Annotated in this window: 16 protein-coding genes; 6 read left to right on the top strand and 10 right to left on the bottom strand. The window is 66.9% G+C overall.

Going from position 1 to position 23,661, the window contains the following annotated elements; genetic code table 11:
- Positions 1-11: 11 nt before the first annotated feature.
- Complete coding sequence (locus tag PFX98_RS16635; RefSeq protein ID WP_425334703.1) at positions 12-2,474, bottom strand: glycogen/starch/alpha-glucan phosphorylase; 2,463 nt, start codon at positions 2,472-2,474, stop codon at positions 12-14.
- A gap of 401 nt (positions 2,475-2,875) precedes the next feature.
- Here PFX98_RS16635 and PFX98_RS16630 point away from each other — a divergent pair, with 401 nt between their 5' ends.
- The 6 genes from PFX98_RS16630 to PFX98_RS16605 all read left to right on the top strand — a co-directional run bounded on the left by PFX98_RS16630 (position 2,876) and on the right by PFX98_RS16605 (position 10,758).
- Positions 2,876-3,994: an ABC transporter ATP-binding protein gene (locus PFX98_RS16630; protein ID WP_285231602.1), complete on the top strand. Its 1,119-nt coding sequence runs from the start codon at positions 2,876-2,878 to the stop codon at positions 3,992-3,994.
- Positions 3,991-5,163, top strand: coding sequence for a maltose/maltodextrin ABC transporter substrate-binding protein MalE (gene malE, locus PFX98_RS16625; RefSeq protein ID WP_285231601.1), 1,173 nt, complete (start codon positions 3,991-3,993; stop codon positions 5,161-5,163). The genes PFX98_RS16630 and malE (PFX98_RS16625) overlap by 4 nt, the downstream gene beginning before the upstream one ends.
- Positions 5,160-6,764, top strand: coding sequence for a maltose ABC transporter permease MalF (gene malF / locus PFX98_RS16620; protein ID WP_285231600.1), 1,605 nt, complete (start codon positions 5,160-5,162; stop codon positions 6,762-6,764). Before malE (PFX98_RS16625) ends, malF (PFX98_RS16620) begins: the two co-directional genes overlap by 4 nt.
- Positions 6,765-6,911: 147 nt before the next feature.
- Entirely contained in the window at positions 6,912-7,802 is an 891-nt protein-coding gene (gene malG, locus PFX98_RS16615; RefSeq protein ID WP_285231599.1) for a maltose ABC transporter permease MalG, read from the top strand.
- Positions 7,803-7,813: 11 nt separating this feature from the next.
- A complete protein-coding gene (locus PFX98_RS16610; RefSeq protein WP_285231598.1) occupies positions 7,814-9,874 on the top strand; it encodes a glycoside hydrolase family 13 protein in 2,061 nt (686 codons plus the stop codon).
- Positions 9,865-10,758, top strand: a complete 894-nt coding sequence (locus tag PFX98_RS16605; protein WP_285231597.1) for an aldo/keto reductase — start codon at positions 9,865-9,867, stop codon at positions 10,756-10,758. Before PFX98_RS16610 ends, PFX98_RS16605 begins: the two co-directional genes overlap by 10 nt.
- Positions 10,759-10,760: 2 nt before the next feature.
- On the opposite strand, the gene PFX98_RS16600 is transcribed toward PFX98_RS16605, so the two are convergent.
- From PFX98_RS16600 to PFX98_RS16560, 9 genes are all read right to left on the bottom strand, one after another.
- Complete coding sequence (locus tag PFX98_RS16600) at positions 10,761-11,693, bottom strand: DHH family phosphoesterase (protein WP_285231596.1); 933 nt, start codon at positions 11,691-11,693, stop codon at positions 10,761-10,763.
- 47 nt (positions 11,694-11,740) lie between these two features.
- Positions 11,741-12,505, bottom strand: coding sequence for a sugar nucleotide-binding protein (locus PFX98_RS16595; protein ID WP_285231595.1), 765 nt, complete (start codon positions 12,503-12,505; stop codon positions 11,741-11,743).
- Positions 12,502-13,968, bottom strand: a complete 1,467-nt coding sequence (locus tag PFX98_RS16590) for a glycoside hydrolase family 32 protein (protein WP_285231594.1) — start codon at positions 13,966-13,968, stop codon at positions 12,502-12,504. Before PFX98_RS16590 ends, PFX98_RS16595 begins: the two co-directional genes overlap by 4 nt.
- Positions 13,965-15,236 (bottom strand): alpha-amylase family glycosyl hydrolase, encoded by a 1,272-nt coding sequence (locus PFX98_RS16585; protein WP_285231593.1) that lies wholly within the window; start codon positions 15,234-15,236, stop codon positions 13,965-13,967. The genes PFX98_RS16590 and PFX98_RS16585 overlap by 4 nt, the downstream gene beginning before the upstream one ends.
- A 74-nt stretch (positions 15,237-15,310) precedes the next feature.
- Positions 15,311-16,201 carry a maltose ABC transporter permease MalG gene (malG, locus tag PFX98_RS16580; protein ID WP_285231592.1) on the bottom strand — a complete coding sequence of 297 codons (891 nt, stop codon included), beginning with the start codon at positions 16,199-16,201 and terminating at the stop codon, positions 15,311-15,313.
- Positions 16,202-16,219: 18 nt separating this feature from the next.
- Positions 16,220-17,725: a maltose ABC transporter permease MalF gene (gene malF, locus PFX98_RS16575; protein WP_285231591.1), complete on the bottom strand. Its 1,506-nt coding sequence runs from the start codon at positions 17,723-17,725 to the stop codon at positions 16,220-16,222.
- Entirely contained in the window at positions 17,722-18,930 is a 1,209-nt protein-coding gene (gene malE, locus PFX98_RS16570; RefSeq protein ID WP_285231590.1) for a maltose/maltodextrin ABC transporter substrate-binding protein MalE, read from the bottom strand. The genes malF (PFX98_RS16575) and malE (PFX98_RS16570) overlap by 4 nt, the downstream gene beginning before the upstream one ends.
- A gap of 87 nt (positions 18,931-19,017) precedes the next feature.
- A complete protein-coding gene (locus tag PFX98_RS16565) occupies positions 19,018-20,532 on the bottom strand; it encodes a tryptophan halogenase family protein (protein WP_285235618.1) in 1,515 nt (504 codons plus the stop codon).
- A gap of 117 nt (positions 20,533-20,649) precedes the next feature.
- On the bottom strand, positions 20,650-23,445 hold the full coding sequence (locus tag PFX98_RS16560) for a TonB-dependent receptor (RefSeq protein ID WP_285231589.1): 2,796 nt from the start codon (positions 23,443-23,445) through the stop codon (positions 20,650-20,652).
- Positions 23,446-23,661 lie beyond the last annotated feature (216 nt).

Raw genomic sequence — 23,661 nt, 5'->3', positions numbered from 1 at the left:
TCAAGCTCCGTTCAGCCCAGACTCTTGACGGACCAGACGCGCTCCACATATTCAGCGATGGTGCGGTCGGCCGAGAACCAGCCCATGCCGGCCACGTTCAGCACGGCACGCTCGCCCCAAGCCGCCTGGTCCTGGTAGAGCGCATCGACGCGTGCCTGGGTGGCCACATAGTCGGCGAAATCGGCCATCAGCATATACGGGTCGCTGCCCAGCAGCTTGTCCACCAGCGGGCGGTAGCGTGCCGTGTCGCCGGCCGAGAACTGGCCGGTGGCGATCGCGTCGATGACGGCCTGCAGCTGCTTGTTCTCTTCCACATGCAGGCGCGGGTCGTAGCCCAGCGCCTTGATGCGCGCCACCGCGTCGGTGCGCAGGCCGAAGACGAACATGTTTTCCACGCCCATGGCCTCGGCCATCTCGATATTGGCGCCGTCCCAGGTCCCGATGGTGAGCGCGCCGTTCATCGCGAACTTCATATTGCCGGTGCCCGAGGCCTCGGTGCCGGCGGTGGAGATCTGCTCGGAGAGGTCAGCGGCCGGGATGATGGTCTCGGCCAGCGAGACGCCGTAATTGGGCAGGAACACCAGCTTGAGCTTGTCGCCCACGCGCGGGTCGCTGTTGACCACGCGGCCTACATCATGCGCCAGCTGGATGATGAGCTTGGCCATGAAGTAGGCCGAGGCCGCCTTGCCGGCAATCACCACGGTGCGCGGGGTCCAGTTGGCCTGCGGGTTGGCGACGATGGCCTGGTAGCGCGCGATCACATGCAGGATGTTGAGCAGCTGGCGCTTGTACTCGTGGATGCGCTTGATCTGCACATCGAAGAGGCTGTCGGGGTTCACCGCCACGCCCAGCTCGCGCCGGATCAGGGCCGCCAGGCGTTCCTTGTTGGCGCGCTTGACGCCGAGGAACTGCTGCACCACCGCAGCATCCTTGGCCAGGCCCTTGAGCTTGGCGAGTTCGGAGAGATCCTGGCGCCAGCCCTGGCCGATATGCCGATCCAGCACAGCAGCCAGCTGTGGGTTGCACTGCTGCAGCCAGCGGCGCGGCGTCACGCCATTGGTGACGTTATGAAAACGCTCGGGCCAGATGCGGGCGTAGTCGGCAAAGATGGTCTGCACCATCAGCTCCGAGTGCAGCGCCGCCACGCCGTTGACGCGGTGCGAGGCCACGATGGCCAGATGGGCCATGCGCACGCGGCGCTCGCCGCCGCTGCCGTAGCCACCGTCTTCCTCGATCAGCGAGACGCGGCTCATCAAGGCCTCGTCGCCCGGGAAGCGCTGGCGCAGTTCGTCCATGAAGCGCTGGTTGATCTCGAAGATGATTTCCAGATGGCGCGGCAGCAGCGCCTCGATCATCTGCAGCGGCCACTTCTCCAGCGCCTCGGGCATCAGCGTGTGGTTGGTGTAGGACACCGCGTCGCGCGTGATGGCCCAGGCCTCGTCCCACTGCAGGCCATGCTGGTCCAGCAGCAGGCGCATCAGCTCGGCGGGGGCCAGGGCCGGATGGGTGTCGTTGAGGTGGATGGCGTTGCGCTTGCCAAGGTTGTGCAGCGTGCCGAACTCGCGCAGATGGCGCGCGATCAGATCCTGCAGCGAGGCGCTCACCAGCAGCGCCTCCTGCTTGAGGCGCAACTCGCGGCCGGCGTCGGTGGAGTCGTCGGGATAGAGCACCCAGTTGATGGCCTGGGCGGCCACGCGGTGCTGGGCGGCGGCGGCGTAGTCGCCGCGGCAGAAGGCATTGAAATCGATCGGCTTGGCGGCGCTGGCCTGCCATTGGCGCAGCGTCGAGACGCGCTCGCTGTGGTGCGCCGGCACGATGAAGTCCACCGCCTGCGCCAGCAGCTGCTCGGCCGGTTGCCAATGGCGGCTGCCATCGGCCTCGGCCACCACGCGGCCGCCAAAGCCCACCGGATAGCGCAGCTCGGGGCGCGGCACTTCCCACGCATTGCCCAGGGCCAGCCAATCATCGGGCGCCTCGACCTGGCGGCCGTCCTGGATCGCCTGGGCGAACATGCCGTACTCGTAGCGCAGGCCATAGCCGAAGGACGGCAGGCCCAGCTCGGCGAAGGAATCAAGGAAGCAGGCGGCCAGGCGGCCCAGGCCGCCATTGCCCAGCGCGGCGTCGTGCTCGCGCTCCAGCACATCGGGCAAGGCCTGACCCTGTGCCGCAAAGGCCTCGCGCAGGGTCTCGTCCAGACCCAGGGCGGCGATGGCATTGCCCAGCGCCCGCCCCATCAGGAATTCCATCGAGAGATAGTGCACGCGGCGCACCGGCGCCTGCTCGCCGCGCTGGGCGTCGGCGGCCTGGGTCGCGGCCCAGCGCTGGCTCAGCAGCTCGCGGCAGGCGCTGGCGGCGGCGCGCATCAGGGTCTCGCGGCTGGGCGCCTGGGTCGACTGGCTCAGCTCGCGCTGCAGCGCGGCCTTGAATTGGGCCTGCAGCTGGGCTTGCATCTCGGATTGAGGCTTGTCGTTCATGGTGGTGACGCTCTTGAATCGTGCCTTGATGGCGTGGAGGGCGGAGGCGGTCATAGGGTGTTCAGCAATGGGGCCACGACAGCGTCTCCACGAAGATGGCCCGACGAAGGGGCAGGGAGCGCGATGGCTGGCCGGAGCACAAGAGCCGCATCAGCGGCAGCGATGGGCAAAGTATCGCCCACGACCCGGATTTTGTGTAGTTTCACTACATCGGGAAATCCCGAACAACATTCTAACCCATTGATTTCCAATGAATTGATCGATGGATCTAGGGTGTAGCGCTGTTGTATGACTACATTTTGACCTGTATATTCTCTACAAATACAGCGCCACCCCAGCCGGGTGGTACCGCGTGAGACAAGCGCCTGCAGCCCCTGGGACGTTGGCGCGGAGGACCGAATGTGGCGGACGTGAAACTGCAAGCCGTGGCCAAGGCCTACGGTGAGACCAAGATCCTGCATGGCATCGACCTGGAGATTCGCGATGGCGAGTTCATGGTCTTTGTCGGCCCCTCGGGCTGCGGCAAGTCCACCCTGCTGCGCTCCATCGCCGGCCTGGAGGAGATCACCGGTGGCGAGCTGCGCATCGGCGGCCGCTTGGTCAACGACGTGCCGCCCGCGGAGCGCGGCATTGCCATGGTGTTCCAGTCCTATGCGCTCTACCCGCATATGAATCTGTTCGACAACATGGCCTTCGGCCTCAAGCTGGCCAAGGTGCCCAAGGCCGAGACCGAGACCCTGGTGCGCAACGCCGCCAAGATCCTGCACATCGAGCATCTGCTGGACCGCAAGCCCAAGGACTTGAGCGGCGGCCAGCGCCAGCGCGTCGCGATCGGCCGCGCCATCGTGCGCAAGCCCGACGTGTTCCTGTTCGACGAGCCGCTCTCCAACCTCGATGCCGCGCTGCGCGTGCGCATGCGCTACGAGTTCGCCAAGCTGCACGACGAGCTCAAGACCACCATGGTCTATGTGACCCACGACCAGGTCGAGGCGATGACGCTGGCCGACCGCATCGTCGTGCTCTCGGCCGGCAAGATCGAGCAGGTGGGCACGCCGCTGGAGCTCTACGAGCACCCGGACAATCTGTTCGTGGCCGGCTTCATCGGCAGCCCGAAGATGAATTTTCTCAATGCCGAACTGCTCAGCGCCACGGACACCGAGGCCGAGCTGAAGCTGGCCGGCGGCGAGACCATGCGCGCCCGCGTCGATGCCCGGCGCGCCACGCCCGGCGCCATGCTGACGCTGGGCATCCGGCCCGAGCACATGCGCATCGGTGGCGAGGGCAACCGGCTCGACAGCACCGTGGCCTTTGTCGAGTCGCTGGGCGGCACGACCTTCGCCTACTGCCCCTACCCCGGCATCGAGGAGCCCCTCACCTGCCAGTTCGAGGGCCGCAACGGCTGCGACCGGCTGCGCGCCGGTGACGCGCTGCAACTGCGCCTGCCGCCCGAGGCGATCTACCTGTTCGACGCCGAGGGCCGCGCCTTCCACCGCCTGGCCGCGCCGGAGCTGGGGGCATGAGGGCATGCATCGCTCTTGTGGCGCTGTTGTCGGGTGCGGCGCTGGCACAAACACCGCCCAAGCTGCTGGTCTGGATCAATGGCGACAAGGCCTACAACGGCCTGCAGAAGGTGGGCAACGCCTTCGAACAGGCCTCGGGCGTGAAGGTGGTGGTGGAGCATCCGGTGGATGCCACCGACAAGTTCCAGCAGGCCGTGGGTGCCGGCAAGGGCCCGGACGTGTTCTGCTGGCCGCATGACCGCGTGGGCGAGTGGGCCAAGTCCGGCCTGCTCACCGCCATCCGCCCCGGCAAGAAGCTCTACGCCGAATCGGAGGACTGGGCCTGGAAGGCGCTGGGCTACCAGGGCAAGCTCTGGGGCTACCCGATCGCGATCGAGACCACCGGGCTGATCTACAACAAGGCCCTGGTGCCCAAACCGCCCGCCAGCTTCGACGAGCTGATCGCGCTGGACAAGCAGCTGCAAGGCCAGGGCAAGCACGCCATCCTCTGGGACTACAACAAGAGCTTCTTCAGCTGGCCGCTGCTGGCCGGCGCCGGTGGCGAGATCTTCCCGCGCGACACCCAGGGCGAGTACGACACCGCCAAGGTGGGCGTCAACAACGCCGGCGCACTGGCCGGCGCCAGCATGATCAACCGCCTGATCCGCGAGGGCCATATGCCCAAGGGCGCACGCTACTCGGAGATGGAGACCGGCTTCGCGCGCGGCGAGGTGGCGATGATGATTTCCGGCCCCTGGGCCTGGGACAACGCCAAGAAGGCCAAGATCGATTTCGGCGTCGCGCCCATCCCGGGCGTGGTGGCCGGCAAGCCCTCCAAGCCCTTCGTGGGCGTGCTGGGCTGCATGATTGCCGCGCCCTCCAGGCTCAAGGACATCGCGCGCGAGTTCATCGAAAACCACCTGATGCGCCCCGAGGCGCTGAAGATCCTGGATGCCGATGTACCGATCGGCGTGCCCGCCAACAAGGCCTTCTATGCCGAGCTGGCGGTGAACCCGCTGATTCGCGCCAGCATGGAGAACGCCCGCCTGGGCGAGCCCATCCCCAATGTGCCCGAAGTCGGCCGCTTCTGGACCGCCATGGACGCGGCCCTCGAGGCCATCACCAACGGACTGCAATCGCCCAAGGACGCGCTCGACGGCGCGGCCGGCCGCATGCTGCTGAACAAATGAGCGCGACCGCCACCCTGCCCTCCTCCGGCTACGGCCGCGTGCCACCCTCGGCGCTGGAAAAGGCCGCCCGCCTGCTGCGCTGGCCCATCACCGGCGCCGCCATGCTGGCCGCGCTCTACCTCGTCTTCATGATCCACAGCGCCGGGCAGACGCTCTGGGCGGTGGGCGCGCTGATGCTGTTCTCGGCGGGCTTCTACGTCTATGTCTCGAACGCCGGCTTCGCCTACCGCTACCTGTTCCCGGGCCTGGCGGGCATGCTGGTGTTCATCGCCTTCCCGCTGCTGTACACGGCACAGATCGGCTTCACCAACTATTCCTCGGCCCATCTGCTGAGCCAGGAGCGCGTGCGCGAATACCTGCTGGACCAGCACGAGGCGATCGAGTCGCAGGTGCAGGCCTTCACCCTGCATGCTGACGGGCCGGAGTTCCGTCTGGTGCTGCGCGGCGGCGACGAAGGCACCGCGGCCAAATGGGTCTCACCCCCGCTGGCGCTGCGCGCGGCCAAGGCGCCGCTGAAGGTGGAGATGCTGCCCGCCGCCGCCGAGCATCTGCCGCTGCGCGCACCGCTGCAGGAAGCGCTGCCGCTGCGCGAGCTGATCAGGCACCGCGACGCCCTCAAGCAGCTGCAGCTGGTGCTGCCCGCCGCGGCGGGCCTCGCCGAGCTGCACTACCTGGGCCTGCGCGAGTTCGGCCCCATCAAGCGCCATTGGCAGGCGAATGCCGATGGCAGCCTGACGCGCACCAGCGATGGCCAGGTCTACAAGCCGAACCTGGACACCGGCTACTACGAGAACAGCAAGGGCGAGGCCATGCAGCCCGGCTTCAAGGTGCTGGTGGGCTGGCAGAACTACACCCGCATGGTGCTGGACGCCGAGTTCCGCGGTCCCTTCCTGAAGATCTTCGGCTGGACCGTGATGTTCTCGCTGGCCACGGTGGCCTGCGCCACCGCGATCGGCATGTTCCTGGCGGTGATGCTGAACTGGGAAGACCTCAAGTACCGCACCACCTACCGCACCCTGCTGTTCCTGCCCTATGCGGTGCCCGGCTTCATCTCCATCCTGGTGTTCAAGGGCCTGTTCAACCAGAACTTCGGCGAGATCAACGCCATCCTGGACGCGCTCATCGGCGTCAAGCCGGCCTGGTTTGCCGACCCGCTGCTGGCCAAGATCATGCTGCTGATCGTGAACGTCTGGCTGGGCTACCCCTACATCATGATTCTGTGCACCGGCCTGCTGAAGGCCATCCCCTCGGACCTGTACGAGGCCTCGGCGATCGTCGGTGCCGGCCCGCTCACCAACTTCTTCAAGATCACCGCGCCCCTGGTCATCAAACCGCTGGCGCCGCTCTTGGTGAGCGCCTTCGCCTTCAACTTCAACAACTTCGTGCTGATCGCGCTGCTCACCGACGGCCGCCCCGACTTCCTCAGCACCAAGATCCCGGCCGGCCAGACCGACATCCTGGTGAGCTACACCTACCGCATCGCCTTCAAGGATTCGGGCTCGGACTTCGGCCTCGCCGCCGCGATCTCGACGCTGATCTTCTTCCTCGTCGCCGCGATGTCCCTCATCAACCTGCGCCTGATGCGCAAGACCCAGCAATGACCCACCCCCTACGCGCTTCGCGCGCCCCCTCAAGGGGGCAGGCCCGCAGGACCGGCGAAGCCGGACCCTCGGGCCTCGCTCGGCTCGTTAGCTCACCAGCGGGGATGGGGCCCCGTGGCTTGAAATTCGACCGCAAAGAGACTTGATATGGCTATTGTTCGAGGCAAGCAGGCGCGCTGGCGCGTCTTTGCGGCACATGCCGTGTTGTGGATCTTCCTGGCGCTGACGCTGTTCCCGCTGCTGGCCATCGTCAGCATCTCGCTGCGGCCGGGCAACTTCGCCACCGGCCACATCATCCCCACCGAGATCAGCCTGGAGCATTGGAAGCTGGCCCTGGGCCTGCCCTACCAGGCCAGCGACGGCAGCCTGGTGCAGCCACCCTTCCCGGTGCTGACCTGGTTGTGGAACTCGATCAAGGTGGCCACGCTCTCGGCCTTCCTGATCGTGGCGATCTCGACCACCGCGGCCTATGCCTTCGCGCGCCTGAAGTTCCGCTTCCAGACGCCGATCCTCAACAGCATGCTGCTCTTGCAGATGTTCCCGCCGGTGCTGGCCCTGGTGGCCATCTACGCGATCTTCGAGACCATCGGCTCCTATGTGCCGGCCTTCGGCCTGGAGACGCATGCGGGCCTGGTGATGGCCTATCTGGGCGGCGTGGCCACGCATATCTGGACCATCAAGGGCTACTTCGAGACCATCCCGGTGGAGATCGAGGAATGCGCCAAGGTCGACGGCGCCACCCATTGGCAGGCCTTCAGCCGCGTGCTGCTGCCGATGGCCGTGCCCATCCTGATGGTGGTGTTCGTGCTGGCCTTCATCGGCACCATCATCGAGTACCCGGTGGCCTCGGTGCTGCTGCGCGAGGAAGGCAACCTGACGCTGGCGGTGGGCTCCAAGTACTTCCTGCATGACCAGCGCTTCCTGTGGGGCGATTTCGCCGCCGCGGCGGTGCTCTCGGGCCTGCCGATCACGCTGGTGTTCCTGCTGGCACAGCGCTGGATCGTCTCCGGCCTGACGGCTGGCGGTGTCAAGGGTTAAGGGAAGATCACATGATTCTTCGCATCAAGCGCCTGGCGGCGCTGGCGGCAGCCTGCCTGCTGCCCGGCCTGGGCGCGCAAGCGGCCGGCAACGCCGAGCAGATCGTGCAAAGCCTGCGCTTCGACTCGCGCGCCTTGCAGCACAAGAAGCCCTTTGGCGCCGTCACCGCCGGCAGCGAGGTGCGCTTCACGCTGCAGGCCCTGCCCGGTGTGGAACAGGCCACCCTGGTCGTCGCGCAGCGCCGGCTCGAGGGCAACCAGGACCTGATCGAGTACCGGGAGCTCGCCAGGCTGCCGATGCAGAAGAAGACGCGCCGCCATGGCGGGCTTGAGCAATGGAGCGTGCCCTACCGCTTCGGCGCGCCGGCCATCTATGGCTACCACTTCGAGCTGCGCATCGGCGGCCGGCCCTATGTCTACCAGAACAACGCCGATCCGGTCCACTGGACCAAGGAAGCCGGCAGCATGGGGCTGGGCCTGGCCGAGGCCCTGCCTGCGGAGCTCCAGCAACTGCGCCGCTACCGCCAGACCGTCTACGCCGCCGACTTCAAGGTGCCGGACTGGGCGCGCGACACCGTCTACTACTACATCTTCCCCGAGCGCTTCCGCAACGGCGATCGCCGCAACGATCCGCAGCCCGGCCGCGACCGCTACCAGGACAAGGACGTCGAGCTGCATGCCAACTGGCTGGACAAGCCGTTCAAGCCAGGCACGGGTGATGGTTCGGACGCGGTCTACAACAACGACTTCTTCGGCGGCGACCTGGCCGGCATCATCGAGAAGCTGGACTACATCCGGAGCCTGGGTGCCAACGCGATCTACATGACGCCGATCTTCCGCGCCGCCAGCAACCACAAGTACGACACCGCCGACTACACCCAGGTGGACCCGGCCTTCGGCACCAATGCCGACTTCGCGCGCCTGTGTGCGGAAGCGGCCAAGCGCGGGATCCGCGTCATCCCGGACACCTCGCTGAACCACGTCGGCAGCGACTCGATCTACTTCGACCGCTTCGGCAACTTCAAGTCGGGCGGCGCCTTCGAGAGCGCCAAGATCAACCCGGCCTCGCCCTATGCCGGCTGGTTCAGCTTCGATGCCAGCCAGGCCGAGCCCGACCGGCAGTTCAAGGGCTGGGTCGGCGTGCTGGACCTGCCCGAGATCAACAAGGCCTCGCCGGCCTTCCGCGCCTTCGCCTACGGCAACCCCGACTCGGTGATGAAGCAATGGCTGGACCGCGGCGCGGCCGGCTGGCGCATGGACGTGGCGCCCTGGGTGCCGGACGACTTCTGGCGCGCATGGCGCACCGCCATCAAGGCGCACAAGCCCGACGCGATCACGATCGCCGAGACCTGGTTCGATGCCAGCAAGTTCTTCCTCGGCGACAGCTTCGACTCGACCATGAACTACATCTTCCGCAACGCGCTGCTCGACTACGCGGCCGGCGGCGATGCGCGCAAGCTGGCGGCCCAGCTCGAGCTGATGCGCGAGGCCTATCCGCCCCAGGCCTTCTACGCGCTGATGAACCTGATCTCCTCGCACGACCAGGCACGCGCCCTGCACCACTTCGGCTACCTGGACGATGGGGACCAGGCCAAGCTCAAGGACGCCAAGCAGCGTCTGCGCCTGGCCATGTTCTTCCAGATGATGTATCCCGGCGCGCCGGCGATCTACTATGGCGACGAGGTCGGCGTGGCCGGCGGTGACGATCCCTACAACCGCGCCACCTACCCCTGGGCCGACCAGGGCGGCCGGCCCGACGAGGCCCTGCTGGCCGAGGTCCAGCGCCTCACCGCGATGCGCCATGCGCTGCCGGTGCTGCGCCATGGCAGCCTGGGCGCGCCGCTGTACCTGGACGAGCATGTGATCGTGCTGCTGCGCCAGGATGGCCGGCATTGGGCCATCACGGCCACCAACAACGCCGCCACACCGCAGACCATCACGCTCCAGCTGCCGCCCGCATTGGCCGGGGCGACCTTCGGCGATGCGCTGAGCCAGGAGCCGATCCAGGCCCGCCAGGGCCGGCTGCAACTCACGGTGCCGGCGCTGTTCGGCCGCGTCCTGACATGGAACTGAGAAGCTTCGGCGGGAATAACACCGGCCTGCGCGTCTCGGCGCTGGGCTTCGGCGCCATGCATCTGAACGACGAGCGCACGAGCGAGGCCGAAGCCGGCCGCCTGCTCAACGCGGTGCTGGACCTGGGCGTGAACCTGATCGACACCGCGCGTGGCTACGGGCTCTCGGAGCAGCGCATCGGCCGCCATCTGGCGCACCGGCGCAGCGAGTTCCTGCTCTCCACCAAGCTGGGCTATGGCGTCGAGGGCGTGCCCGACTGGAGCTACGACTGCATCGTGCATGGCGTGGAGCGTGCCCTGCGCCTGCTGCGCAGCGAGGTGCTGGACATCGCCCACCTGCATTCATGCCCCCTGCATGTGCTGGAACAGGGCGAGGTGCTGCGCGCGCTGCAGGACTGCCGCGCGGCCGGCAAGATCCGCGTGGCCGCCTATTCGGGCGACAACGCCGAGCTGGACTTCGCGCTGGCCTGCGGCCAGTTCGGCGCGGTGCAGACCTCGGTCAGCCTGTGCGACCAGGTCAACCTGGCGACGCGCCTGCCCGCCGCCCAGGCGGCCGGCATCGGCGTGATCGCCAAGCGCCCGATCGCCGGCGCCGTCTGGCGCCAGGCGGCAAGACCTGACACCTTTGCCGAGGGCGAGTACTGGGCACGCTGGCAGGCCATGGGGCTGGAGGCCGCCCTGCCCGGCGCCAACTGGAACGAACTCGCGCTGCGCTACACCGCCTACCTGCCGGGTGTCTCCAGCACCATCGTCGGCACCTCCAAGCTGGCGCATTTCGAGCAGAACCTGGCCGCGCTGGCCCAGGGCGCCTTGCCGCCCGAACAGTCCAGCCTGCTGCGCCAGGCGTTTCTGCGCGCGGACCGCGACTGGGCGGGCTTGATCTAACTTCAGCCGTCCTGGTTGATCTTCGCGATCAGCGCGCGCAGCACCTCGTCGGCCTTGTCGTTGGCGATCTGGCAGGTGCCGGCGGCCTGATGGCCACCGCCGCCATAGGCCAGCATCAGCTCGCCCACATTGGTCTTGCTGCTGCGGTCCAGGATGGACTTGCCGGTGGCCAGCACGGTGTTCTGCTTCTGCACGCCCCACATCACGTGGATGGAGATATTGCACTGCGGGAACAGCGCGTAAATCATGAAGCGGTTGGCGGCCCAGATGGTCTCCTCGCCGCGCAGGTCCAGCACCGCCAGATTGCCGTGCACCCGGGTGCAGCGCTTGATCTGCTCCTTGGCACGCTCGGCATGCTCGAAGTACAGGTCCACGCGCTCCTTCACGTCCGGCAGGGCCAGGATCTCTTCGATGCCGTGATTGGCGCAGTACTTGATCAGATCCATCATCAGCGCGTAGTTGCTGATGCGGAAGTCGCGGAAGCGGCCCAGGCCGGTGCGTGAATCCATCAGGTAGTTCAGCAGCGGCCAGTCGGTGGGATCGAGGATCTCGTCGCGCGTGAACTGGGCCGAGTCGGCCTTGTCCACCGCGTCCATCATGGCCTCGGTCATGCGCGGGAACGCGGCCTGGCCGCCGTAATGCTGGAACACCACACGCGCCGCCGAGGGCGCATCGGCGCGGATGATGTGGTTGGGGCGCTCGCCGCTGTTGCGCAGGGTCTCGGACTCATGGTGGTCGAACACCAGATGCGCGGCGGCCACATAGGGCAGATTGGTGGTGATGTCGCGCCCGGTGATGGCGATCTTGCCGTCCTGCATGTCCTTGGGGTGGACGAAGAGGATGTCGTCGATCAGCTCGAGCTCGTTGAGCAGCACGGCACACACCAGGCCGTCAAAATCGCTGCGGGTAACGAGGCGGTACTTCTGCTGGCTCATGGGAACTCCTGCGATGGGATGTCGGACCCATGATAGGCAATTTGCCCTCAGCGAAAGCGCGACAAAGCCGGTAATCGTTGCAAAAGACCGGGCACGCGCTGGGCACCGCCCTGCAGGCGCTGATCGTGGCGATAGTCCTGGTGTGGCTGGACCCGCCAGTCCTTGCGCTCGAACTGCAGCTGCAGCGCCCGCGCCAGGGCGGCGAAGCTGTGGCCCTCCTCGGCATTGCTGTCCAGATGGACCAGCCCCGGCTGCGGCGCCACCAGCAAGGCCAGCAGGGCGGCCGCGGTGTCGGCCATGAAGGAGCAGGCCGGGATCCAGGCCGTGCTGGCCGCCACCCGGCCCTCGCGGCGCTGCCATTCGTCCAGGGCCATCAGCATATTGTTGCCGGGCTGGCTCGGGTCGATCTGCCAGCCGATGCGCACCACGCTGGCGGCCGGGTGGGCGGCCAGCACCGCGTCCTCGCAGGCGATCTTGTAGCGGCCGTAGTCATCCTGGGCGGTGCGCGCAGCCGTGACGGCATGCGGGCCGTCAGGTTCGTGATGGAACACCATGGCCGTGCTGGTGAACACCATCGGCAGACCATGCAGCGCCGCGTGGGCGGCCAGGCGCCCCGCCCAGGCGGCCGAGCCCATGCCCAGATGGGCGATGGCATCGAAGCGCTGCGCCGCCAGCCATTGCCGGCCGGCATCGGCATCCTCGGGGTCCAGCGTGCGGCGGTCCCAGCCCTGCAAGCCATGCCCCGCCGCGCGCAAGGCCTCGGCCAGGCGTGGCGCCAGCGTGCCCTGCAGGCCGGTGACCAGCACCTTCATGGCGCACCCGCGCCGAGGGCCAGCGGCCAGACCGTCAGCCGGCCGCGCAGGCTGCCAGACCCGCTCACTTGCAAGGCCAGGCCACGGCTCGCATCGGCCGGGAAGATCAGCTCGGTGAGCGCCACCAGGCCGTCGGCGCTGAACACTTCCACCGAGCAGTGGTCGATGAAGATGCGCAGGCACAAGGGCGCAGCGCCCGGCGCCCAGGTTGCCGCCCGGCGCCCGGCCCAGCGCTGCGCATCGACCTCGTGCCCGGAGGCCGCGCGGTCGATGAAGACCTGGCCCAGGCCGGGGTCCACGCCCACCACCGTGTGCTCGCCGCCGCCGCGGCGCAGCAGCAGGGCACAGGGGCCGGCGAAGCCGGGCTCCAGCTCCCACCGCAGCTCCAGGCTGCGCCCATCCAGACCCTGCAGATCGATCTCATGCTCGCCTTCGCCGGCCTGAAGCGCGACGCTCAGCGGCGCGCCGCGCAGTGCCGCCAGCCCGGGCCAGGGGCGCTGCGCCAGACGCGTGCCCGCGGGTGTGTCCAGCAGGCCGAGCTCGCGCGGCAGGCTCATCGCGCCGCGCCAGGGCGCGCTGGGCGTGTGCTTGGCATAGCCATGGTTGTTCATCCAGGCGATCCACAGCGGCGCGCGCCCGGCGGGCAGGCCGGCCCAGGAAAGCGCGGCATAGAAGTCGCTGCCATGGTCCACCCACCGGCCGGTGTCGCCTGGCGCCTGGTCCGGCACAAAGCGCTGGCCATCGAATTGCCCGATGAAGATCTGCGCGCCGGTGCCGCCCGGATGGCCGGCAAAGGTGTCCACCTTCAAGACCCAGCGGCTCGGCGCGCCGCCCTCGCCCGGGAACTCGATCAGGTCGGGGCATTCCCAGATGCCACCCACCTCGCCGGCCGGGCCGAAATCGCTGAGATGCTGCCATTGCCTGAGGTCGGGCGAGGCGTAGAAGCAGACCCGATGATCGTCCGGCCGCACCACCACCATGACCCAGCGCGCCGTGGCCGCGTGCCAGAACACCTTGGGGTCGCGGAAGTCCTTGAGGCCGATGTCCAGCACCGGATTGCCGGCGTACTGGGTCCAGCTCAGGCCGCGATCCAGGCTCCAGGCCAGCTCCTGCGCCTGCCCGCCCTCGGGGCGGCGCAGGCAGCCGGTGTAGATGGCCACCCAGGGTGCCTGGCCCTCGCGGCCGAAGCCGCTGCTGTTGGCATGGTCGATCACCACGCTGCCCGAGTAGATCGAGACCCGCTCGTCCTCGGCGATCGCCAGCGGCAGCTCGCGCCAGTGCAGCAGGTCGCGGCTCACCGCATGGCCCCAGCTCATATGGCCCCATTGATCGCCAAAGGGGTTGGTCTGGTAGAACAGGTGGTACTCGCCATCGGCGTAGATCAGGCCATTCGGGTCGTTGATCCAGTGGCGCCGCGCGCTGTAGTGCCAGGCCGGACGGTAGCGGTCCGCGGGCGTACTCATGGCCGCGTCGAGATGCTCCAGCCCCAGGCCGGCAGGCTCAGCCGCTGACCCGCCAGCGTGTAGCTCTGCGCCTGCTTGCCCAGGTTCACCACCACCGTCACCGCGTCGCTGCCGGCGCTGCGGCGGAACGCGAACAGCTGCGCATTGCCGACATCCAGCAGCTCCACCGGCGCACCGTACTGGCCGTTGCCCAGCGCCAGGTGCTGGCGCTTGAGGGCCAGCAATTCGGCATAGAAGGGCTCGAGCTCGCGCGTCTTCCAGGCGATCGGGTCCTTCTCGAAGAACTCGAGCCGCTTGGCCAGGCGCGCTTCCTGGCCGCCATAGATCAGCGGCATGCCTGGCAGGGTGAAGGTCAGCACCGCCAGCGCCTGGTAGGCGTCGCCGTAGAGCTCGGCGTCGGTGCCGTGCCAGGAGTTGAAATCGTGGTTGCTGGTGAAGCGCATGCGGTAGGCATGGGCCGGGTAGCCATTGGTCTTGGGATCGGCCTGCCGGGCCACCCAGGCGCGCAGCTCGGCGGCGCCGGCCTGGCCCTTGCCGATGGCCTTGAAGATGTCGGCCAGATCCCAGCTGTAGGTCATGTCGAAGGCCGCGCGGTGCAGATCGGCCTTGTCGGACTCGGCCAGCATGAACATGGGCTTGATCGCGTCCAGCGCCTGGCGCGCGCGCTCCCAGAAGGGCGTCGGCACCAGGCTGGCCACATCGCAGCGGAAGCCGTCCAGGTCCACCTCGCGCACCCAGAAGGCCATCGAGGCGATCATGGCCTCGCGCAGCGCCGGGTTGTCGTAGTTGAGGGCCACCACATCGGTCCAGTACTCGGGCTCGGGGCCCTCGGTGAATGTGACCGGGTAGATCTCGCCCTTGGCATTGAGCTTGTACCAATCCTTGTGTGCCCGGGTCCACGGATGGTCCCAGGCGGTGTGGTTGGCCACCCAGTCGAGGATCACCTTCATGCCCAGGGCATGGGCCTGTTTGACCAGCATGCGCGCATCGTCCAGCGTGCCGAACTCGGGGTTGATGGCAGTGTAGTCGCTGATCGAGTAGTAGCTGCCCAGGCCGCCCTTGCGGTTCTCGCGGCCGATCGGCTGCCAGGGCATCAGCCAGAGCATGTCCACGCCCATCTTCTTCAGGCGCGGCAGCTCGGCGGCAAAGGCCTTGAGCGTGCCCTCGGGCGTGTACTGGCGCAGATTCACCTGGTAGATATTGGCCTGGCGCGACCAGGGCACATGGCTCATCTCGGTGGCGGCGGGGACGGCGGGGGTTTGGCTCATGACGGATGTGGAGGGCAAAAGGCAGGCCAGGGCCAGCAGGGTGGGAGCGAGGGAATGGAAGCGCACGTTGGGGTTCATCCTTTGACGCCGCCGGCCGCCAGGCCGGCGATGAGCCAGCGCTGGGCCAGCAAGAACACCGCGGTGATGGGCAGGCCCGACAGGATTGCCGCGGCCGCGAAATCACCCCAGTGGAAGTTGTGCTCATGCACGAAGAGCTTGGCGCCCACCGCCAGGGTGAGCTGGTCCTGCTGGGTCAGCAGCACCGAGGCGACCGGGTATTCGATGATGGCGCCGATGAAGGCGAGCAGGAACACCACCGCCAGGATAGGCAGGGCCATCGGCAGCAGCACGCGCCAGAAGGTCTGCCAGACGCTGGCACCGTCCACGCGCGCGGCCTCCTCCACCTCCTGCGGCAGGGTGTCGTAATAGCCCTTGAGCGTCCAGACATGCATGGCGATGCCGCCCGAATAGGCCAGCACCAGGGAGGCATGGGTGTTGAGCCCCAGCCAGGGCGCGACGCTGCCGAGGCGGTCGAAGATGGCATAGATCGCCACCAGGGCCAGCACCGCCGGAAACATCTGCATCAGCATCAGCGCGGTGAGCAGGGCACGCCGCCCGGCAAAGCGCATGCGCGCCAGCGCATAGGCGGCGGTGGTGGAGAACAGCAGCGTGACGAGGCCCGAGATGGTGGCCACCTTGATCGAGTTCCACAGCCAGCGCAGCACCGGCAGATCGGGCTCCAGCAGGCGCCCGTCGGGCCCCGCATAGGGCAGGCCCAGCACATAGCGCCAATGCTCCAGGCTCAGCGTCTGCGGGATCAGGCTGCCGGAGGCGAAGTTGCCGGGCCGCAGCGACACCGACAGCACCACCAGAAACGGAAACACCACCGCGGCGCAGAGCGTGAGCAGGAACAGATGCGCCGCCAGCTTGCGCCAGCGCTGCGACTTGGATTGAACAATCGCCATGCCTGCGCTCCCCTGCTGCTAACGCTTGTGATCCTGGTCCAGCCGCGTCATGCGCATCTGCACCAGGGTGATGGCGGCCACGATCAGGAAGATGAGCGTGGAGATGGCCGAGGCCAGGCCGAACTGCTGGCCCGAATCCTGGAAGGCGATGCGCCAGGTATAGGACACCAGGATGTCGGTGGTGCCGGCCGGCAGGCTGGTGTCGAGCTGATCCGGGCGGCCGCCGGTGAGCAGGCTGATCAGCACGAAGTTGTTGAAGTTGAAGGCGAAGGCGCTGATCAGCAGTGGCGTGAGCGGCTTCAGGATCAGGGGCATGGTGATGAGCTTGAAGTTGGCCCAGGGGCCCGCGCCCGCCACCGCCGAGGCCTCGTAGAGATCGGCGGGAATCGCCTTGATCATGCCGGTGCACAACACCATCATGTAGGGGAAGCCCAGCCACAGGTTGACGATCAACAGCATGCACTTGGCCAGCAGCGGATCGGAGAACCAGGCCGGCCGGACGCCGAACAGGCCGTGCAGGATCAGGTTGATCTCGCCCAGGTTCTGGTTGAACAGGCCCTTGAACACCAGGGTGGAGATGAAGCCCGGCACCGCATAGGGCAGGAACAGCACCAGGCGGTAGGCCGCGCGCGCCTCCAGGCTCTCCCAGTTCAGCAGCACCGCCAGCAAGAGGCCCAGCGCGGTGGTCAGCAGCACCGTCATGCCGGCGAACACCACCGTCCAGACGAACACGCTCAGAAAGGGCGCGCGGAAACGCGGCTCGGTGAACACGCGTGCGTAGTGGCGCCAGCCCACGTTGACGCGGTAGCCGGGCTGCAGCTGTTCGCCGCTGGCACTGGTGTAGAAGCCCTCGCCCGCATCGGGCTGGTAGCGCGTGCCGCTCAGCTGGTCGGTCAGCACGCCGTCCGCCGCCTCCACATAGAGCGGCCGGCTCTGTGCAAACTCGCGCAGGCTGCTGAGGGTGTAGACCTGCCCTGCCGCATCGCGCAGGCGCAGTACGCGCAGGGCGGGCAGCAGGGCCACGCGCTCCGCCATGGCCAGGGGGGCGGCCAGCGTCTCGCCCGCCGCCACCAGGGTCAGGTCTTGCGGGTGCTCGGCATCGGGCCGGAAGCGCGGCGTCAGCAGCTCGCCCGCGGCGCCGGTCAGAAGCAGGCGCAGGCCGTCGCCCTCGCGGTGCAGGCTGAACTCGCGCTCCGAGCCCTGCTCGCGAATGCGCTCCTCCAGCAGATAGGCGCGCGCGCGCTCGAAGTCCAGCAGGTTCCTGGCGCTGTAGTTGCTGAAGCCCAGGCCGAAGGTGTAAAGCATGGGGAAGACCACGAACACCAGGGCCGCGGCCACGCCAGGAAAGAGGTAGCGCAGCGCGCCGGTGCGCGGCGAGCTGTAGGTCCAGATCGCCAGCGCGCCCACCGCCAGCAGCATGGCGGCCAGCAGGGTCTGGCCGCTGGCATACACGCCCATCAGCGCATACAAGAGCCCCAGCACCGCGGCGGGCAGCAGCAGGCGCTGCAGCAGCGCAGCGCTCATGTGCCCTCCCGGATGCGACGCACCGCCGCGGCCATGGCCTCGGCGGGCGTCTGCCGGCCCTCGCTGAGATTGGTCAGCGAGGATTTCATCGCGGCCCAGAAGCGCCCCATCTCCGGGATGCAGGGCGTGGGCATGCCGTCCTTGGCCGAGGCCATGATGCCGGCGATCCTGGGGCCCAGGCGCGGGTCGGCCAGCAGCTCGGCATAGAAGCGGCGGCTGGCCGGCGCGCCGATCGGCTCGGCCTGGTTCACCAGCCGCAGGCCCTCGGGCGTGAGCAGGTAATGCTCGATGAACTCCACCGCCAGCTCGCGCTGGCGCGTGGCGCGGTTGATCATCACGCCCTTCACGCCCACATAGGGCGCGGCGGCGCGGCCTTCCACCATGGGGATGCGGGCCACGCCGAAATCGATGCCGGCGCGCTGCAGATTCACCCAGGCCCAGGGCCCGTTGATCATCATGGCCACGCGCCCCTGGGCCAGCGCGGCCTCCATCTCGGCATAGCCGATGCCCGCGGGCATCAGGCCCTCCCGGATCATGCGCGCCAGCAGTTCCGCGCCCTTCAGCGCGCCGGGCGAGCCAAGGCCGGTGTCACGGGCGTCGTAGCTGCCGTCGACGCGGCGCTTGAAGGCGTAGCCGCCATGGGCCGAGAACAGCGGCCAGCTGAAATAGGCATTGGTGTAGTCCCACAGCATGGCCTTGCGACCCTGCCGCGACAATTGCGCGTCCAGCTCGAACACCTCGTCGAAGCTGGCCGGTGGCCGCGCCACCAGTGCCTTGTTGTAGAGCAGGGTCACCGCCTCGATCGCATAGGGGTAGCCCCAACTGCGGCCGCGCCAGGCAAAGCCATCCCAGGCCAGCGCATCGATGTCCTCGCGCAGCGCCCTGCCAGGCGTCACCGCATGCAGCAGGCCGCCCGCCACCCACTCGCCGATGCGGTCGTGGGTGTAGATGTAGATGTCCGGACCCTTGCCCGCGGACGCGGCCTGCTGGAACTTGGAAGGGCCGTCGTCGGGCGTTTCCACCACCACCGGCACGCCGGTGGCCGCGCTGAAGGCCTCGGCCACACGCCGCATGCCCTTGGCCCCTTCGACGGTGAACCAGATCACCAAGGGCGCCGGGGCCGCGGGGGCCGCCGACGCCAGGCCGGTGGCGAGCGCCATGCCGGAAGCCGTGAACTGCCGCCTGGTGATGTGCTTTCTCAACATGACGTAGTTTTACTACGCATTGATAACGATTGCAAAACCTATATTTGCATGGTTTTCCCGGACATCAGACGGATTTTCGTAATCAAACTACATCTTCTTTGGCGCCGCACAGTGCTGCTGGATATAGGCCGCATGGTCCGGCATCACGTCCACGCATTTCGCAATCACGCCGCGCACGCTCTCGAGGTAGTCGGCCGTGTCGCCCTCGGGCAGCAGGTCAGCCAGCGGGTTGTAGCCCTGGGTCGCGAGGTTCTGCCCTTCCATCACCTGCAGCCAGCCGACCTCGGAGAACAACTCGTTGTTGAAGCGCACGATGCGGCCGCGCGACTTGTACAGCGCCATCTTGCGCTGCAGCGACTCGGGCACCGCCATGGCCGCACAGGCCTTCCAGAACTCGGAATCGGTGCGCTGATTTGCGTGGTAATGCAGGATGATGAAGTCGCGGATGCTCTCGTACTCGAAGCGGTTCTGGCGGTTGAACTCGTCGATGTCGGTCTGGCTGAAGCCCTGATCGGGGAAGTAGTCGATCAGGCGCTGGATGGTGGCCTGGATCAGGTGGATGCTGGTGGACTCGAGCGGCTCCAGGAAGCCGCTGGCCAGGCCGATGGCGATGACGTTCTTGTTCCAGGTCTTGCGGCGCATGCCGGTGACGAACTTGATCAGGCGCGGGTCCGCCAGCGGCTTGCCATCCAGATTGGCCAGCAAGGTCGCCGCGGCCTCGTCCTCGCTGATGGCGTTGCTGCAGAACACATGGCCATTGCCGGTGCGGTGCTGCAGGGGGATGCGCCATTGCCAGCCGGCACGATGCGCGGTGGAGCGCGTATACGGCGTGAGCACCGGCACCGATTCGCAGGGCACGGCCAGCGCGCGGTCGCAGGGCAGCCAATGGGTCCAGTCGTCGTAGCCGGTCTTGAGCGTCTGCTCGATCAGCAGGCCGCGGAAGCCCGAGCAGTCGATGAAGAGATCGCCCTCCACGCGCTCGCCGCTTTCCAGCACCACGGCGTCGATGTGGCCATCGCCGGCGCGCTGCGTGGCATGGGTGATCTTGCCCTCGGTGCGCCGCACGCCGCGCTCTTCCGAGAGCTTGCGCAGATAGCGCGCATACAGGCTGGCATCGAAGTGATAGGCGTAGGCGATGTGGTTGAGCGGCGAGTTCTCCACATCGTGGCGCGGGGGCATGAACTTGTTGGCCTTGCAGGCCATGCGGGTGATGGAGTAGTTCTCCAGCCCCTGGGCGCGGCCGAGCGCGTGCATCTTGCGCCAGTACTGCTCGAAGGGCACGGTCCAGAGCGCCTGGCCGATCGGGCCGAAACCGTGCATATAGCGGTCGCCCAGCTTGCCCCAGTTGACGAACTCGATGCCCAGCTTGAAGCTGCCCTGGGTGGCGCGCATGAACTCGTTCTCGTCGATGCCCACCACCTTGTTGAAGAGCTGGATCATCGGGATGGTGGCCTCGCCCACACCCACGATGCCGATCTCGTCGGACTCCACCACGCGAATCTGGTAACGGCCGCGCAGGGTGGTGGCCAGGGCCGCCGCCGTCATCCAGCCGGCGGTGCCGCCGCCCACGATGACGATTGTTTTCAGAAGTGCCGGCTGCATCATGCTCATGCCTCACGAAATGAAAAACGGGGAACCAAAGTGCTCTTTGGTCCCCCGCGAGAATAGATCAGGTGCCCGGCCCCTTGGGGAGCACAAACACCTGTTGGCTCAGCGCGCTCAGAACTTGTAGTTCAGGCCCAGCATATAGGTCTTGCCGAACTTCTTGCGATCGGTGGTGTTGCCGTTCGCAGCGTCGTAATAGGCCAGCTCGGAGTTGGTCAGATTGCCAGCCTGGGCCAGCACCGACAGCCCCTTCAGGTAGCCATCGTTGAACTCGTACGAGGCCTGCAGATCGACCTGGGTGTCACCCTTGATGAAGACCAGCTGGGTCTTGTCCTGGTAGTCCGAGATCGAGCCCAGGAAGTCCGAGCGCTTGCGGGCGGCTACGGCGATCTGGAAGCCATGCTTCTCGTAGTAGGCGCGCAGGTTGGTGACCTGCTTGGACAGACCCGGCAGCGGGATCGACGGGATGTTGACGTTCTGGGTCTGGAAGGCCGCGGCCGGCAGCTTCAGCGAGCTGCTGGTGTTGGAGTAGTTGACCATCACGCCGAAGCCATCCAGGGCATCGAACACCATGTTCAGCGGCACGTTCACGGCCAGCTCGACACCGTGGATATTGCCGCCCGAGCCATTGAAGGGACGGCTCAGGAAGCCCACCGTGCTGCCGCTCGGCGGCAGCGTCGAACCCGGCGTCAGGTAGGACGCGAAGTCAAACACCTGGTCGACCTTCAGGATGTAGGTCTTGAGCTTCTTGGCAAAGCCGGCCACGCTGATGTAGCCCTTCTTGCCAAAGTACTTCTCGTAGGAGAGGTCCAGCGCGTCGGCGCGGAAGGGCTCGAGGTAGGGGTTGCCGCCGGAGCCGTTCAGGCGCGCCGGGGTCACATCGGACTTCAGGCTGAAGTCGATGGTGCCCTTCATGTCTTCCATGTTCGGACGAGCCAACACGCGGCCCACACCGAAGCGCACCACCTGATCGCTGCCCAGATCGGCAGACAGGTTCAGGTTGGGCAGCACATCGTTGAAGCTGTGCGTGGCGCTCACGCCGGAGTACTGGCACTGGTGGGTGCCGCCGTCGCAAGTGGCCTGCTCGACCTTGAAGCCGGTGGCCGTCTGGCGCGTGTTCTGCACCTGCAGGCCGATATTGCCGCGCACCGGCAGGCTGCCGACGGTGGTGTCGATATCGCCCTTGAAGTAGGCGGTGGTGACCTTCTCCTCGACGCCCCAGCTCTTGCCCACGATGTCGTGGTCGGACCAGGCATTGAGCTGGTAGACCGAGCCCACCGAGCCGGCAGGATTCCAGTTCAGGGTCGGGATGCCCGTCAGGCCGCCGACGCCGGTGCTGGGGTTGGGCATGTCGGCCGAGATCAGGCGGTTCTTCACCGAGCCGTCGGCATTCAGGCCGCCCAGGATCACCAGTGCGCCTTCACGCGTGATGCGCTCCTTGCTGCGGTCGGTGTAGTTGGCGCCGATGTCGAACGCCACCAGAGGGCCCAGTTCAACGTCGCGCTTGCCGCTCAGGCGCAGCGACTTGATCTTGTCGGTGGTGACCGGGTTGGCGTAATAGCCGTCCTGCACGCCGTTGGCGCCGGCCCAGCCCTGCACGTCGGTCAGCTTGATGATGCTGGGGTCGGCGTAGTTCAGGCCGCTGGTGTACTTCACATCGGCCAGGTTCTTGCCGTCGAAGCCGGTGTAGGAGAGCGTGTCCTTGACGTTGGTGGTGTTGCCAGGCAGGCCGGCGGTGGTCTCGAAGCGCTCGGAGACCTTCTTCACGTCGGAGTAGGACAGGTCGCTCTTCAGCGTCCAGCCGCCCGCCTTCAGGTTGTTGGCCCAACCCACGGACTTCAGCTCGTCGGTGTAGTCCTCGTTGTGGTTGCGGATCACGCCCTTCCAGTTGGTGAAGGTGCCGGCCGTGGCCACGCCGCCCGAGACCGTGGCATTGACCAGCGTGCCGCCGGTGTCGTTCGCGCCTGCCGAGAGGCCGCCCACCGGGCCTTCCAGGCCGCGCTTCTTGACCGAGAAATTGCCCTTGGACCAGAACGCATCCAGGATGGTCTCGAAGTCCTTGTTGGGCTTGTACTGCAGCACGGCCATCGCACCGGTGCGGTCGAAGTCGGTGCTCTCGATATCGGTCGTGAAGCCGCCGGGCGTCTTCACCTTGCCGCCGTTGTAGTCAACGTCGGCCACCCAGCCACCCCAGGTGTTGAAGTTCGGACGGCCACCGCCCTTGGACTTGGACTTGGTCAGGCCCAGCGCCACACCCACGGTGCGATCGGCGAACTGGTCGATGTAGGACAGCGAGGCGCGATCGCCGCTGCCGGTGCCGAAGCCGGGCTGGTCCTCGGCCTTGGTCGTGTGTTCCTTGCGGTAGTTGATCGCCGTGGTGCGCTTGGCAAAGCTCAGCGGGCGCACGGTCTGCTGGTCGATGGTGGACGACAGGCCCTGACCCATCAGCGAAGCGTCCGGCGTCTTGTAGACCACCACGCTACCCAGCAGCTCGGCCGGGTATTGGTCGAATTCCACGCCGCGGCTGCTGCCGGTCGAGGCTTGCTCGCGGCCATTCAGCAGGCCGCCGTTGAAGTCGGGCGACATGCCGCGCACGCTGACCTGCGAAGCACGGCCGGTCACGGCGCTGCGCTGTGCGGTCACGCCGGGCAGGCGCGAGATCGACTCGGCCACGCTGGCGTCGGGCAGCTTGCCGATGTCTTCGGCGGAGATGGCCTCAACAATGGAGTCCGATTGCTTCTTGACCGAGATGGCGTCTTCGATGCCCTTGCGGATACCGGTCACCACCACGGTGTCGAGCTTGTCGGTGGTCTGCGCCTGCGCGCCACCGGCCGCGATCATCAAGACCAGGCAGCCAGCCGTAACGGGATTGACCCGGAACAACTCGCGCTTCGTTTGCGAACTCTTCATTGCTTGTCTCCTGAAGCTTTTTGCAACAACACATGCCCCTGCTGGGATTCGACGCAATGCGCCTACAGGGAATCCAGAACCAACGATGACAGAAATTTTGTACTAAAACTAGATCACAAGACTAGCTAACACAAACCCTTAATCTCACTTTTTCGCCACAATTCCAGAAAATTCCATCGGATAACCAAGGGTTTATACGTATTTTTCGTGACCTTT

This window comes from Paucibacter sediminis (assembly GCF_030254645.1).
Taxonomy (GTDB): domain Bacteria; phylum Pseudomonadota; class Gammaproteobacteria; order Burkholderiales; family Burkholderiaceae_C; genus Paucibacter_B; species Paucibacter_B sediminis.
The sequence above is the reverse complement of the archived record's forward strand: the minus strand, read 5'-3'. Positions and strand labels throughout refer to the sequence as shown.

Excerpts from the sequence above, each read along its gene's own strand:
- malE (WP_285231601.1), top strand. The coding sequence starts at position 3,991 with ATGAGGGCATGCATCGCTCTTGTGGCGCTGTTGTCGGGTGCGGCGCTG.
- PFX98_RS16590 (WP_285231594.1), bottom strand. The coding sequence starts at position 13,968 with ATGAGTACGCCCGCGGACCGCTACCGTCCGGCCTGGCACTACAGCGCG.
- PFX98_RS16585 (WP_285231593.1), bottom strand. The coding sequence starts at position 15,236 with ATGAGCCAAACCCCCGCCGTCCCCGCCGCCACCGAGATGAGCCATGTG.
- malG (WP_285231592.1), bottom strand. The coding sequence starts at position 16,201 with ATGGCGATTGTTCAATCCAAGTCGCAGCGCTGGCGCAAGCTGGCGGCG.
- malF (WP_285231600.1), top strand. The coding sequence starts at position 5,160 with ATGAGCGCGACCGCCACCCTGCCCTCCTCCGGCTACGGCCGCGTGCCA.
- PFX98_RS16560 (WP_285231589.1), bottom strand. The coding sequence starts at position 23,445 with ATGAAGAGTTCGCAAACGAAGCGCGAGTTGTTCCGGGTCAATCCCGTT.
- PFX98_RS16565 (WP_285235618.1), bottom strand. The coding sequence starts at position 20,532 with ATGCAGCCGGCACTTCTGAAAACAATCGTCATCGTGGGCGGCGGCACC.
- PFX98_RS16600 (WP_285231596.1), bottom strand. The coding sequence starts at position 11,693 with ATGAGCCAGCAGAAGTACCGCCTCGTTACCCGCAGCGATTTTGACGGC.
- malG (WP_285231599.1), top strand. The coding sequence starts at position 6,912 with ATGGCTATTGTTCGAGGCAAGCAGGCGCGCTGGCGCGTCTTTGCGGCA.
- PFX98_RS16610 (WP_285231598.1), top strand. The coding sequence starts at position 7,814 with ATGATTCTTCGCATCAAGCGCCTGGCGGCGCTGGCGGCAGCCTGCCTG.
- malF (WP_285231591.1), bottom strand. The coding sequence starts at position 17,725 with ATGAGCGCTGCGCTGCTGCAGCGCCTGCTGCTGCCCGCCGCGGTGCTG.
- PFX98_RS16635 (WP_425334703.1), bottom strand. The coding sequence starts at position 2,474 with ATGAACGACAAGCCTCAATCCGAGATGCAAGCCCAGCTGCAGGCCCAA.
- PFX98_RS16595 (WP_285231595.1), bottom strand. The coding sequence starts at position 12,505 with ATGAAGGTGCTGGTCACCGGCCTGCAGGGCACGCTGGCGCCACGCCTG.
- PFX98_RS16605 (WP_285231597.1), top strand. The coding sequence starts at position 9,865 with ATGGAACTGAGAAGCTTCGGCGGGAATAACACCGGCCTGCGCGTCTCG.
- malE (WP_285231590.1), bottom strand. The coding sequence starts at position 18,930 with ATGTTGAGAAAGCACATCACCAGGCGGCAGTTCACGGCTTCCGGCATG.